13 protein-coding genes are annotated in these 13,036 nt (G+C 72.4%); 2 read left to right on the top strand and 11 right to left on the bottom strand.

Annotation, left to right across the window (positions count from 1 at the left end):
- The 3 genes from CCN42_RS21855 to CCN42_RS21845 all read right to left on the bottom strand — a co-directional run.
- Positions 1-1,490: phytoene desaturase family protein (locus CCN42_RS21855; RefSeq protein WP_086738061.1), on the bottom strand; the 1,490-nt coding region annotated here is incomplete at its 3' end.
- Complete coding sequence (locus CCN42_RS21850) at positions 1,483-1,992, bottom strand: SRPBCC family protein (protein ID WP_086738060.1); 510 nt, start codon at positions 1,990-1,992, stop codon at positions 1,483-1,485. The genes CCN42_RS21850 and CCN42_RS21855, both read right to left, overlap by 8 nt.
- A 372-nt stretch (positions 1,993-2,364) precedes the next feature.
- A complete protein-coding gene (locus CCN42_RS21845; RefSeq protein WP_086738058.1) occupies positions 2,365-3,288 on the bottom strand; it encodes an NADP-dependent oxidoreductase in 924 nt (307 codons plus the stop codon).
- A 127-nt stretch (positions 3,289-3,415) separates the two neighbouring features.
- Between CCN42_RS21845 and CCN42_RS21840 the strand changes: the two genes are divergently transcribed.
- Positions 3,416-4,441 (top strand): GlxA family transcriptional regulator, encoded by a 1,026-nt coding sequence (locus CCN42_RS21840; protein ID WP_245877405.1) that lies wholly within the window; start codon positions 3,416-3,418, stop codon positions 4,439-4,441.
- Positions 4,442-4,520: 79 nt separating this feature from the next.
- On the opposite strand, the gene CCN42_RS21835 is transcribed toward CCN42_RS21840, so the two are convergent.
- The 4 genes from CCN42_RS21835 to CCN42_RS21820 all read right to left on the bottom strand — a co-directional run bounded on the left by CCN42_RS21835 (position 4,521) and on the right by CCN42_RS21820 (position 9,133).
- Complete coding sequence (locus CCN42_RS21835) at positions 4,521-5,090, bottom strand: tellurite resistance TerB family protein (RefSeq protein WP_086738055.1); 570 nt, start codon at positions 5,088-5,090, stop codon at positions 4,521-4,523.
- A gap of 561 nt (positions 5,091-5,651) precedes the next feature.
- Positions 5,652-7,130 carry a glutamate-cysteine ligase family protein gene (locus CCN42_RS21830; protein ID WP_086738053.1) on the bottom strand — a complete coding sequence of 493 codons (1,479 nt, stop codon included), beginning with the start codon at positions 7,128-7,130 and terminating at the stop codon, positions 5,652-5,654.
- A gap of 126 nt (positions 7,131-7,256) precedes the next feature.
- A complete protein-coding gene (locus tag CCN42_RS21825; protein WP_086738063.1) occupies positions 7,257-8,216 on the bottom strand; it encodes a DUF1152 domain-containing protein in 960 nt (319 codons plus the stop codon).
- A 71-nt stretch (positions 8,217-8,287) separates the two neighbouring features.
- Positions 8,288-9,133 (bottom strand): NAD(P)H-binding protein, encoded by an 846-nt coding sequence (locus CCN42_RS21820; protein ID WP_086738051.1) that lies wholly within the window; start codon positions 9,131-9,133, stop codon positions 8,288-8,290.
- Positions 9,134-9,247: 114 nt separating this feature from the next.
- Between CCN42_RS21820 and CCN42_RS21815 the strand changes: the two genes are divergently transcribed.
- The gene (locus tag CCN42_RS21815) at positions 9,248-10,204 is read left to right on the top strand and encodes an AraC family transcriptional regulator (RefSeq protein WP_086738049.1); all 957 of its coding nucleotides are present in this window, start codon (positions 9,248-9,250) and stop codon (positions 10,202-10,204) included.
- Between the two features lie 71 nt (positions 10,205-10,275).
- Here the strand turns inward: CCN42_RS21815 and CCN42_RS21810 are convergent, their stop codons facing one another.
- From CCN42_RS21810 to CCN42_RS21795, 4 genes are all read right to left on the bottom strand, one after another.
- A complete protein-coding gene (locus CCN42_RS21810; RefSeq protein WP_086738047.1) occupies positions 10,276-10,704 on the bottom strand; it encodes a YybH family protein in 429 nt (142 codons plus the stop codon).
- 98 nt (positions 10,705-10,802) lie between these two features.
- On the bottom strand, positions 10,803-11,312 hold the full coding sequence (locus CCN42_RS21805; protein WP_086738045.1) for a hypothetical protein: 510 nt from the start codon (positions 11,310-11,312) through the stop codon (positions 10,803-10,805).
- An 84-nt stretch (positions 11,313-11,396) separates the two neighbouring features.
- Positions 11,397-11,675, bottom strand: a complete 279-nt coding sequence (locus tag CCN42_RS21800; RefSeq protein ID WP_107427626.1) for a DUF6355 family natural product biosynthesis protein — start codon at positions 11,673-11,675, stop codon at positions 11,397-11,399.
- Between the two features lie 187 nt (positions 11,676-11,862).
- Positions 11,863-13,036, bottom strand: a 1,174-nt coding sequence (locus CCN42_RS21795) for an acyltransferase family protein (protein ID WP_143661980.1), incomplete at its 5' end; no start/stop codon positions are given.

Raw genomic sequence — 13,036 nt, 5'->3', positions numbered from 1 at the left:
CGCTCCCCGGGACCGGACGCCAGGTACAGCCCGACGACGGGGGTCTCCGGGCGTCCGGTCCCGGGGAGCGGCCGGAAGACGAGCTGCTGGTGGAGTGCTGTGGTGCCGCCGTTGATGGCGCCGTGGTGCAAGTTCGCGTCGAGCGCCTCCATGGTCGGCGGGGCGAGGACGCGGCGGGCGCGGATCAGGGAGCGGAAGCCCGGAGCGAACCGTTCCACCTGGCGTTCGACCCGGTCGGCCATGATCTCCTGCTCGGCCGGGCCCCAGCGGCCGGTCAGTCCTTCGTCGCCCGCGTCGGAGGCGACGTCGAGCGGCACGTGGGTGTAGGCCCACGCCGACTCGGTGCCTTTCGGTGACCGTACGGGATCGGCGGTCGTCATCTGGCCGAACAGGGCGAAGGGGCGGTCCGGGACCTGTCGCATGGCGATCTGCGCGGCGAACCTGGTCAGCTCGTCCACGCCGTCCGCGAGATGCACCGTGCCGGCCCGCGCCGCCTGCTCGGCCCGCCAGGGCACCGGGCCGTCGAGCGCCCAGTCCACCTTGAAGGTCGCGAAGTCCCACTGGAAGCGCCGCAGGTCCTCCAGCACCTGGCCGGGAAGGTGCTCCGGCCGGACCAGGCCGCCGTACAGGGCGGGCACGGACACGTCCGCGAGAACCGCGCGCCGCGCTTCGACCGCCTCCCCGCCGGCCGTGCGCACCCCGACCGCCCGCCCGCCCCGGACGACGATCTCCTCGACCCTGTGTCCGCAGCGCACGGTGCCGCCCAAGGCCAGCAGCCGCCGGGTCAGGGCGTCGGTGAGGGCGCCCGCGCCGCCCACCGGCACGGGAAACCCGTACGTCTGCCCGAGCATCGACATCAACCAGCCGAAGCCGCCGCTGCCGGCCGCCTCCGGTGCCAGGTCGGCGTGCAGGGCGTTGCCCGCGAGCAGCAGCCGGCCGCCCGCACCGCGGAACTCCTCCTCGCCCAGGCGGCGCACCGGCAACAGCAGACTGCGGGCGAGCCGCAGCCCGCCCGCGGCCCGCAGCCGCACGGCGAGGCGGGCACCGGCCCGCACCGGGGGGAAGGGGGTGAACAAGGCGTCCAGCAGTTCCTCGCGGATGCGCTGCCACACCTCGTGCAGCCGGCGCCAGGCGGCGCCGTCCCCGGGCGCGAAGGCGTCCAGGGAGGCGGCCGTGACGTCGAGGTCTCGGTCCAGGACGGCGCAGCCGCCGTCGCCGAGCGGGTGGGCCAGCACGTGCGGAGCGTGGCTCCAGCGCAGTCCGTGGTCCTCCAGGCGCAGTCCCGCCAGGACCGGGGAGGCCGCGGCCAGCGGGTAGAAGGAGCTGAACAGGTCGTTGACGAATTCGGGATGGACGCCCCGGTCATGGCGTACCGCGCCGCCGGCCTCGCCCTGTTCCTCCAGGACCGTCACACTCCAGCCCGCGTCGGCCAGCAGGTTCGCCGCGACCAGTCCGTTCGGCCCGGCCCCGACGACCACCGCGTCAGGCATGTTCACCTCCGGGCGCGCCCACGCCCGTCCGCACGTCCCGCCCGCCCGCGGTGTCCCGTGCCCCGGAGCGGCCTTCGGCCTCGCAGAGCCGGGCGAGGCGGGCCAGCATGGCGCGGTGACGCAACTGGATCATCGCCTCCGTGCCCACGTTGTGCAGCAGGCCGCCCGCGCCGCGCAGGGGGTGCTCGTCCACGATGACCAGGCAGTCGTCTCCCCAGGGCCGCAGCTCGATGGCGATTCTCGCGGTGCCCAGCCAGCCGGCCTTCGCCTCCAGCTCCAGCAGGGTCCCCTCCTCGCACCGCCGTACCACCGTCTCGTTGCTCAGTGCGACCGGCCCGATCCGCACCTCGTAGCCGATCGCCGCGTCCGTCTGCGGCCATCGGCCTCGAAGGGGTCGCGAGCTGGATGTGCCCACCACCCAGTCCGCGTAGCGGGTCCCGTCGGCGAGAACGGCCCACACCGTTCCCGGGCTGGTCTTGATGAGACAGTGCCGCACCGCCATGGTGTTCTCTCCCCGGCTCGGGTTACGCGCGTCCGACATCGCGGAGTGCCCCTCCCCGCCGGGGTGAAACGGAGCCGGTCGCCGAAGGGCTCGCTCAGGGTGACGCAATTCGGTTGCGGTGGGGACGGTGAGCCCGATGAGCTGCTCACGTGGAGGAGGCCGGGGAGCGGCGGGCTGACGAGGCGGGGCCGGGACAGGACGGTGGGATCGCGTCGCGGGCCGCGCCCCGGCGGGGTCCGGCGGTGCTGGTGGCCCTGATGCCGGCCGCCTTCGCCTGAACGCTGCGGCCGACGGCTCACGCGAGGGTGTCGCGGGTGCTGTCGGCCACGTGCCCCCTGTCATGGCGGGCAGGTCCTCCAGAGAGCGCAGGGTTCAGGCGACCGTCAGGACGATCTTGCCGGTGGTGCGTCCCCGCTCGCCGATCCGGTGCGCCTCCGCGGCCTCCTCCAGCGGCAGGACCGTCTCGACCACCGGCTTCAGCGCGCCCCGCTCCACCAGGGCGGCGATCTCGCGCAGGCCCAGGTGGTCCGGTTCGACCAGCATCCACGAGGCCCGCACCCCGTCACGGGTGGCGGGGACGTCGTCCGGGCCGGGCAAGGTGATCAGCCGGCCACCGGAGCGGAGCGCCTTCAGGGAGCGCTCGGCGGTCTCCCCGCCGAGCCCGTCCAGCACCACGTCGACATCGGACACGGCGTCCTCGAACCGCACCGCGCGGTAGTCGATCACCTCGTCCGCGCCCAGCTCCCGCACCAGGTCGTGCTTGGCGGCGCTGGCGGTGCCGATGACGTGCGCGCCGCGGGCCTTGGCGATCTGCACCGCGAAGTGACCGACTCCGCCGGCCGCGGCGTGCACCAGCACGCGCTGCCCCGGGCGCACGTCAGCCACGTCCACCAGGGCCTGCCAGGCGGTCAGCGCGGCCAGCGGGAGCGCCGCCGCGTCCACGTGCGTCAGGCCCGCGGGCTTCGGCGCGAAGTGCCGGGCGGGCGCCACCACGTACTCGGCGTAGCCACCCGCCTGGCGCGGGAAGAGGGGCATGCCGAAGACCTCGTCACCCGGACGGTGGATGCCCACGCCGGGTCCGACGGCCTCGATCGTGCCGGACACGTCCCAGCCGACCGCCGGCACCGCACCCCACTCGATGAGGGCGCCACTGGCGCGTGTCTTCCAGTCGACCGGGTTGACGCCGGCCGCGTGCACCCGCACCAGGACCTCGTTCAGACCCGGCTCCGGCCGTTCGACCTCCCGCTCGACCAGGGTCTCGGGTCCGCCCCACTGCTCAACGACCACCGCACGCATGCTGTCCGCCTCGTTTCCGTCTCGATCGACTCGTCACCGGAAGGTTCCCCGGCGACCCGGTCCACGATGCGGTACCCCGGCCCGCCATGGTGTTGGCCGTACGGTCACCATGTGACAGGATCTGGCCATGCGCGCAGTGCACGGCCGGACAGCGGAGGACGAGCGGGGCCGAGTCGAGGGTGCGCCTCGCCGCCACCGGATCGCGGTACTCGCCCTGCCGGGAGTCCCGCCCTTCGAGCTGGGCATTCCCTCCCGGGTCTTCGGCAGCGTCGAGGACGCCGAGGGGCGCCCGCTCTACGAGGTCACCGTCTGCACCGCCGACGGCGCGCCGGTGCTCAGCGATGCCGGATTCACCCTGCGGCCCGCGGCCGGACCGGAGGCCCTGGCCACCGCGGACACCGTGATCATCCCGCCCACGCACGCCATGCCCGAGCTGGGCCGTGGCGGACCGCTGCCGCCCGAGGTCACCGCGGCCATCGCCCGCATCCGGCCCGGCACCCGGCTGGTGTCCATCTGCTCCGGGTCCTACGTGCTCGCCGCCGCCGGGCTGCTCGACGGCCGGCCGGCCACCACGCACTGGAATCTGGCGCCGGAGTTCCGCAGCGCCTACCCCATGGTCAAGGTCGACGAGGAGGTGCTGTTCGTCGACGACGGCGACGTGCTGACCTCCGCGGGCGTGGCGGCCGGCGTCGACCTGTGCCTGCACATGATCCGGCGGGACCACGGCGCCGCCGCCGCCAACCGGGCCGCCCGGATGTGCGTCGTGCCGCCCTGGCGGGACGGCGGGCAGGCACAGTACATCGACCGTCCCGTGCCCGAGCCCAGCGTCGCCGGCACCAGCGCCACCCGGGCCTGGGCCCTGGAACACCTCGGCGAACCGCTGACGCTCGCCCGGCTCGCCGAGCACGCCCGGATGAGCCTGCGCTCCTTCACCCGCCGTTTCCGCGACGAGGTCGGCATGACCCCGGTGCAGTGGCTCACCGCGCAACGCCTGGAACTGGCCAAGCAGTTGCTGGAGACCACGGACTGGCCGATCGACCTGGTCGCGCACCGGGCGGGCTTCGGCTCCGCCAACTCCCTGCGGGCGCACATGAGGACGGCCCTCGGGATCTCCCCCGCCGCCTACCGCCGCACCTTCAACGCCCAGGTCTGACGACGCCGCCGGGACCTCCCGAGCCGCAGCACACCTCCGTGTGCGCCCGCGGCTCGGATCCGGGCCGGCGCCGTCAAGCTCAGACGCCGAACTCCGCCGGGGAGAGGCCGAGGGCACCGCACGCCTCGCGGACCGCGTACTGCTCATTCATGTCGAAGTGCCCGTCCGCACCGGCGACCACGATGCCGGTCTGGATCACCGCGCGGGCCTCCGCGGGCTTCTTCGCGGCCTTCGCGATGACCTGGAGCGCCTCGGTTCTGCCCGCCTCGAAGTTGCCGAGCAGCCGGTCCACGTGCTGGTTGAACCGCTGGCGCAGCTGGTCCGCTGGGAAGTTCTGCAGCACCTCGTTGGTGACGATCAGCTCCTCCACGCGCTGCCGCTCCGCCGGGTCCACCTGCCCGTCGGCGACGGCCACCAGCGCGCACATCGCCATGCTGGCGTCCCGGTAGGCACCGCTCTTCAGCTCGGTCTTGACCGAGGCCAGCTGGGACTTGAACAGCCCGATCAGCTGAGCCTTCGAACCTCCGGAGGAGGAGCCCGCCCCGTGACCCTGCCCGCCGTGCGGCGCGTGGCCGCCGCTCGTCCCGCGAGCGCCCTGCATCTGCTGCAGATTCTTGGCCTGGTCCTTGATCCGGTCCCACATCGCCACTGGTGCTACCTCGGCTTCTGTTGCTGTTCGTCGCGGTCGTCGGTACGCCGTACGCCCGGTCAACGCTTGCGGGGGCCGCGGGGTTCCCCACCGGTGGCGGGCCCGTCAGACGCAGAGGGCGACGTACTGAGCATGCCCGTGGGAGCCGAGGTATCCCTCACCGATCGTGGTGACCGCGCCGGCCGCACGGTGTGGCACAGTCCTCGGCCCCGTCCTGGCATGGCCTCGCAGCCGCATCAAACGCGACGATCGAGCTTCCGGTCAGTGGTCCCCTGCCATCCGGCATCCAGGTCTCACCAGGACGAATGCATGATCGTCGGGTGCGGGCGGCCGGGATGACTGCTCAACCATTGCAGGTTCGACTCATGAAGGAATGTGCAGAGCAGCAGGTCGCGGCCCTGTCCCCGCGGAGCGATGGGTCAGGTCCTGAAAGGGCCACGACCGGGCATCGGGCCGGTTTCGGTCGGCGAGCCCGTTCCCGTCGGCGAGCCAAGCCCGTTCCCGCCCGCGGGCCGTTCCCGTCCGCGGGCCGGTAGCGTCAGCTGGCCGAGGGGGGCCGCCTCACTCGACCGGCCAGGTGTGCGCCGGAGCGTTGAGGTGCATGTAGTCGACGTACTGCCGGGTCATCCGGCGCAGCGCCTCGTGCCGGCTCAGGTGGGCCAGGTCGTGGATGTGGTGGAACATCTCCGACTGCCACACCGCGCCGTTGCGGCCGCTGACACACCGCTGCTCGATGATCCCCAGCAGCGGTTCCCGCCAGGCCGTGTCCATGCCCGCCTGCTCCAGCCCGCGGTGCGCGAGGGGCAGCAGACGTCGCAGCACCAGCTCCGTCACCGGGACCTCGCCCATCCCCGGCCAGTACAGCTGGGCGTCGATCCCGTGCCGTGCCGCGGTGTGCAGGTTGTCCTCCGCGACCGAGAAGGACATGCGCGACCACACCGGCCGGTCCTCGTCGACCAGGGCGCGGGTGAGCCCGTAGTAGAAGGCGCCGTTCGACAGGATGTCGGCCACCGTGGGGCCCGCGGGCAGCACCCGGTTCTCCACGCGCAGGTGCGGCACACCGTCGACGACGGCGTAGACCGGGCGGTTCCAGCGGTAGATCGTCCCGTTGTGCAGGGTCAGCTCGGCGAGTCCCGGGATCTCGCCGCGGTCGAGCGTCGCCTGCGGGTCCTCGTCGTCGCAGAGCGGGAGCAGCGCCGGGAAGTACCGTACGTTCTCCTCGAACAGGTCGAAGACGCTGGTGATCCAGCGCTCGCCGAACCACACCCGGGGGCGCACCCCCTGCACCTTGATCTCGTCCGGCCGGGTGTCGGTGGCCTGCTCGAACAGCGGGAGCCGCGTCTCGCGCCACAGCTCCTTGCCGAACAGGAACGGTGAGTTCGCCGCGAGGGCCACCTGCACGCCCGCGATGGCCTGGGCGGCGTTCCAGTAGGGGGCGAACTCGTCCGGGGACACCTGGAGGTGGAACTGGGTGCTGGTGCACGCCGCCTCGGGCGTGATCGTGTCCGCGAAGGTCTCCAGCCGCTCCACGCCGTCCACCGAGATCAGCAGGTCCTCGCCCCGGGCGGAGAAGATCTGCTCGTTCAGCAGGTGATACCGCGGGTTCTCGGAGAGCGCGGCCAGGCCGACGTCCTTCTGCTCCAGCGTGGGCAGGATCCCGACCATGACGAGATGCGCGCCGATCGCCGCGGCCTTCTCCTCGGCGTGGTTGAGCGCGTCCCGGATCTCCCGCTCCCAGGAGTCGGGGCCGCCCGCGGTCAGCCGCCGCGGCGCGATGTTGATCTCCAGGTTGAACCGGCCCAGCTCGCTCGACCAGAAGGGATCGGCGATCGCCTCCAACACCTCCGAGCTGCGCATCGCGGGCTCGCCGGAGGCGTCCACGAGGTTCAGTTCGATCTCCAGGCCGACCTGCGGCCGCTCGAAGTCGAACCGCGACTCGCGCAGCATCCGCGCGAACACGTCGAGGCACTCGTGCATCTTGTGCCGGAACCGGCGACGGTCCTCACGAGTGAAGGTCATAGCCGGGACGTCGCGTCCCATACGGCCCTCCCGAGTCTCCTCGGCACGGATCCCTACCCCCAGAGTCCCCCTTCGCCGCCGGGCCAACCACCGACGCCGCCGGCCGTCGTGCCCGCCGGTCACCGGCGCGGCGACTCGCCCGCGCCGTCAGTGCGGGAAGCGGCGGGGCGGGCGGGTCACGACGGTGTCGCGGAACTCGGCGATGCGGGAGTGGACTTGGCGTATCAGCTGGGTGTCCTCGATACGGTCCAGGTAGAGGCAGCGGGCTGCCAGGCCGGGCAGGTCGAAGGCGAAGTACAGGGACATCAGCGGGTTCACGAACAGTTCGCTGCCCCGGGTGCGGTCGGTGAACCGGACGTCACCGAACGAGCCGCGCACGGCTGCCGCGATGGAGCCGTTGACGATGCTGGGATGCTCCGGAGTGTGCTGCTGGGCGTGCTCCACCGCGTCGAGATACAGGGCGCCCTCTCTGGTGGCGCGTGGGATCGAGAACGCGCCGAGGTAGGCGCCGTCGCGCTCCAGCGCGGCGATGTTCTCCAGGACCTGCACGTGGTTCACGCCGTGGTAAGCGTCCACGCCGAAGCCGACGGACACGACGAGCCGGTGCGGTACGTCGTCCAGCGCGGCCAGCGCCGCCACGCCGGCCAGATCCTCCTCCGGAGTGCCGAGGCCGGCTTCGTCACCGCGCAGCAGGATGTCCGTGCCGCCGTCGACCAGGACCACGGCGTCGATGTCGTGCCGTTCGATCAGCGCCCGGTAGGCGGCGCGCAGCGGCTGCACCCCGGTCTGCGGAAAGGCGTACACGGTGGCCGGGTGGCCGTGCAGCCGCAGCCACTGGGCGAGGGTCCGCTCCGGGAAGTAGCTCTGGTGCGGTGCGGAGTCGGGGGTGATCACGGCCAGGTCCGGGGCGGCCCAGTCCTCCGCGGGCAGACCGGCGAGCGCGCTGAAGGAGAGATTGGCGAGGTGCACCTCCTTGCCCTGGTGGCGGAGGGAGAGGGCCAGCGGCAGGCCGGAATAGATGTCGAAGCCGCCGCCCGCCCCGGCGACGAGGATGCGTTCGGCGTCGGCGAGGCGGGTGAACAGCGGGTTGGCGTGGAGGAACGTCATGACGATCATTGTCCGGGTGACGGCTGCGCTGCCGCCTCCGCTTTCCCGCTGCGCCGGCCGGCCCGGCGCTGTCAGGAGACGGTTTGCGGACGGGCGTCGAAGCCGGTCCGGGCGACGTACTCCGCGAAGTCGCGCGCGGGGCGGCCCAGTGCCTCCCGGACGCCGTCGGTCACCGTCGCGCCGCGCTCCTCGCGGATGTGCCGCAGCACCATGATCAGCTCGTCGGCCACGGCGTCCGGGTATCCGGCGGCGGCGAGGTCGGCGCGGTACTCCTCCTCGGTGACCGGGACGAAGCGCACCGGCCTGCCCGACGCGCGGGCGATCTCGGCGACCGCGTCCCGGAAGCTCAGGGAACGGGAGCCGGACAGGACGTAGACGCGTCCGGCGTGCCCGTGCTGCGTCAGCGCCGCCGCCGCGACGTCCGCGAGGTCCTCCAGGTCGACGAACGCCTCCCGCCCCTCGCCGGTGGGCAGCCGCAGCTCGCCGGGGCCGGCCAGCGGGGAGGCGATGAAGTCCAGCTCGGTGAAGTTCTGGGCGAACCAGGTGGGGCGCAGGATGGTCCACTCCAGGCCGGACGCCTGTACGGCCCGCTCGGTGGCGAGATGCTCCTCGCCCAGCTCGGCCCAGACCCGGGCGGACAGCAGCACCAGCCGCCGTACCCCGGCGCGGGCGGCGACGGCCGCGAAGTCGCGGACCTCGGCGGGCGCCTGCGGGCTCTGTGAGTCGACCACGTACACGGCGTCGACGCCGTCCAGGGCCGGCTCCCAGGTGGCGCGGTCGGACCAGTCGAAGCGGACCGGCCCCCGGCGGGAGGCGACGGCGGGCCGCACGCCGCGGCGGCGGAGGGCGGCGGCGACGCGGCTGCCGGTCTTGCCGGTGCCGCCCAGAACGAGAACGTGAGAGAGGTCGTTGGACATGCCCTCCACTTCACCGCACGATCGCAGGACGGTCGATGGCTGATCCGCGCGTGAGGATGTCTGTGCGTCTCATTTCTTCTTGGTCGCGGCGAGGCGAGCGCCTAGGATCGGGGCATGGATGACGCGCTGTCCGCACTGCTGCAGGACGTCCGTGCCCGGGGCGCGCTCTTCGACCAGACGGAACTCAACCCGCCGTGGTCGCTGCGGTTCGCCGACCGGGCCCCGCTCTCCTTGCTCACGATGGTCAGCGGCGACGCCTGGCTGACCGCGGACGGCACGGACCCGGTGCCGCTGCGGCAGGGGGACGTGGCGATCGTGCTGGGTCCCGAGCCGTACACCGTCGCGGATTCGCCGGACACGCCGCCGATGGCCGTGCTGAGCGGCGACAGCCAGTGCACCGCCCCCGACGGCACCCCGGTCGCCGCGGACGACCTGGCGATGTGCGGCCCCGGGCCGGAGAGCGCCGCGGACTCCGGTGTGGTGCTGCTCAAGAGCACCTACCCCGTCCACGGCCGCCTCTCCGACCGGGTGCTCAGCGCGCTGCCCCGGCTGGCCCTGGTACCCGCGACGACGGACGAGTGCCCTCCGCTCGCCATGATCGAGCAGGAGTTGCGGAGCGGCGCGCCGGGCCGGCAGGTCGTCCTGGACCGGCTGCTGGACCTGTTGCTCGTGTGCAGCCTGCGCGAGTGGTTCGAGTTGTCCGGCGCCCGGGCGCCCGCCTGGTACCGCGCCCACCGCGATCCCGTGGTCGGCCGGGCGCTGAAGCTGATCCACGGTGATCCGGCGCGCGCCTGGACGGTCGCCTCCCTCGCGGCGGAGACCGGGCTGTCCCGGGCGCAGTTCTCCCGGCGGTTCAGCGAGGTGATCGGCCAGCCGCCGATGGCCTACCTCACCGAGTGGCGGCTCTGCCAGGCCGCCGACCTCCTGGCCCGCACCGACGCCACCGTCGAGGCCGTCTCCCGCCAGGTCGGCTACGCCAACGCCTACGCGCTCAGCGTCGCCTTCAAACGCACCCTCGGCGTCCGGCCGACGGAGCACCGGGCACTGGTCCGGGCTACGGGCGGGCAGTAGCGGCGCCGGCACTGTCACGCCGGACCGCCGAGCGGTTCCGGTGCCGGCCGGCGGAGGGGGTCGTCTCCCTCCTACATGTCCGCCGGGAACCAGGCCTGGAAGGTCTCCGGGTCGATCGGCAGGGATATGTGCTCATGGGTGATCAGCCACGAACCGCCCGACCGTCGGCAGCAGACGGTGGACCGCACCCAGATCGTGCTCCGCACACCGTTCTTGCGTGTTCCGGAGTCCAGGTGGAGCATGTGCGCGAACGCGACTTCGGAGTCGGTCACGACCGTGAGGTCGCGTGTCTCCAGACTGATGGGGCCGTCGTATTCGTCGAACCAGCGCACGAAGTTGCGGCGCAGCTGCTCGTGTCCCGTGTACTGCATGGGGGGAACGACGTCGTAGTAGACGATGTCTGACGAGTAGTGCGACATGAGCCGATCGACATCCTTGGTCTGGCTGGCGTCGACCCGGCTCTCCAGAAGGGCCCGGACCTGGGATTCGCTCGATGTCATCGCATCCTCCATTGATGCTGCGCCGGGTGCGGACACGGTGGGTCCGCCCTCACCCTCTTACGACGGGACAGCCCCGTGGAATGTGAGGCGGTGGCCCGTCAGCGCGGACCCCACACGCTCAACGCCCAGACGTCGCCCGCCTGGTGAAGGTCGGGGTCCTCGGTGTCGTGGTCGCCGTCTCCGTAGGGGTCGGGGTCGTCGATCACGAAGACACGGGTGCCGGACCCGGGTACGCGGTAGCGGTGGACGTCCCCCGAGAGGTCGTCGGGCTCGACCGCGGCGCCCAGGGAGTCGATCGCGGACCGCAGCTCCTCGAAACGGACGCGGGGTGCGAACCGCCCGTACGTCCGTGCCAGGGCCGGCGGCACGCACGGGCCGTGGATGAGCCGGTGGACCTGCACACCGATCCCGAAGCAGGACAGTGTTCCGCCGGTCTCCGCGAAGGAGACCTCCACCAGGCCGTAGTCGAGGCGCAGCAGCCCCCGGCCGGGATCGTCGAGTCGGTCCGTGCCCAGGCCGGCTTCCCAGGCATCGGGATCGGACCCGATTCCGGTCCCGAGGATGTCGCCGCGCGTGGCGACGTGAGCGTAGAAGTCCAGATCGGACACCTGTGGATCTCCTAAATGCGGTGCGGTCGTACGTCCTTCGTACGACCGCACCGTAACGGGCGCGCCGACGGGGTTATCCGGCGGTCAGCAGGTCCGCCCGGTGTAGAAGGCGCCGTCGATCTTGCCGGCGGCGCCGAGCCAGGTGCGGCCGGGGACCACGCACCGTTCGTGGTTCGGACCCCAGACCTCCACCTCGATGACGACGTGGGAGCCGTCGCCGGTGCAGTGGTTGTAGTAGGCGTCGGACCCGGTCTCGTAGAACCCGCAGGGGTCCGCGGCAGCGGAGGAGGCGGTGGCCACCGGCAGGCCGAGTCCGAGGACGATGCTGCTGAGGGCGCCCACCAGGGCACGACGAAGCGTCATCGAGCTGCTCCTTGTCGAGGATCACATGCCGGGCGGTCCGGCGATGCAGTGGAAGCGTCCCGGACTCCAGGGGAAAGGGCTGCCGGTCTCACTCGTAAGGGGCTGGCAAACCACCGCTTCGGGTACCGCCCGCACGGCGCAGGGCCCGCCCCGTCGGTGTGACGGGGCGGGCCCTGCGAGTGCCGGTTCAGGCGCCGGAGCGCCGGCTCAGGTCCGTGTCGAAGAGCCTCAGCAGCTCGGCCTCGACCACCGGGGTGAGCGCCTCGACGAAGCCGTCCGCCAGGTGGCCGTAGTCCCGGTAGACCATGGTGTTGCCGACCACGACGGGGCAGTTGCCGGACGGGGCGCAGACCCAGTCGTAGGGGTCGATGACCGCCACGTCCTCGGCGGCCGCCGCCGCCCGGATCGCCTTGGTGACGTCGGGCTTGGGGTCGGCCTCGGAGCGGTCGCGGGCGCAGGAGCCGAGGCTGTCCGGGTGCGCGACCGCGCAGTCCACCGCGTTGTTCTTGGGCCACGGGGTGTCGAGCAGCGTGAGCACCTGGGTGCGGCCCTGCTGGAGCCTGCGGTAGGTCTCCGCCTGGCCCTTGCCCCAGACCTCCGCCATGTCGCCGTCCCCGTACAGCTTGGCCGAGTTGGAGCTGGACGTGATGACGAGTTCGGGCTCCATCTTCAGGATCTTCTCGAGGGTGGTGGCCCGCCAGTCGTCACAGGTGGAGTAGGGGCCGCCGTTGTACTCGATGGTGATCTGGGCGACCTTGCAGGCGTTCTTGGTGAACGAGTAGAGCCGCCAGTGGTGCTTGCGGGCGATCTCGTCCAGCGCCGGGAACCACTGGGCGACGTGCGAGTCGCCGAAGAGGACCACGCTGCGCTCGGCGTCCTTGTCGCCGTACAGGCAGGGCTGCGTCTGCACCGTGTCGGCCATGGTCAGGGCGCAGTCGTCGGTGTAGACCCTGGACCGCTTGTACGCGGTGTCCCGCATGCTCGGTTCGAGGTTGGACGGGAGCTTGTCCACCCGCTGTTCCAGCAGCTCGGCGAGGGCGGCACGGGGGTCGGACGCCGCCGCGATGGTCGCCTTGGGGCTGGGCCGCGCCGCGCCCTCGTCCAGGGTCGGCGGGAACTGTGTGGCGACCACCGCCAGGGCGGCCGCGACGGCGGAGAGGCCCAGGCCCAGGGAGAGTCCGCGGGCCGCGTGGGCCTTGAACGCGCGGTGGAAGCGCATCGGGTTCTCGACCAGGTGCAGGGTCAGCCAGGCCAGCGGGATGCCGCAGAGCGCGGCGATCAGCCGCAGCGGCCCGTCGTGCTCGCCGAAGCCGGCGGCGGCCGGCACGATGATGATGAGCGGCCAGTGCCAGAGGTACCAG

The organism is Streptomyces glaucescens, from assembly GCF_002154375.1.
In the GTDB taxonomy this organism is placed as follows: Bacteria; Actinomycetota; Actinomycetes; order Streptomycetales; family Streptomycetaceae; genus Streptomyces; species Streptomyces glaucescens.
Note: the sequence above shows the minus strand (reverse complement) of the source record. Positions and strands in the feature narration are given on the sequence as shown.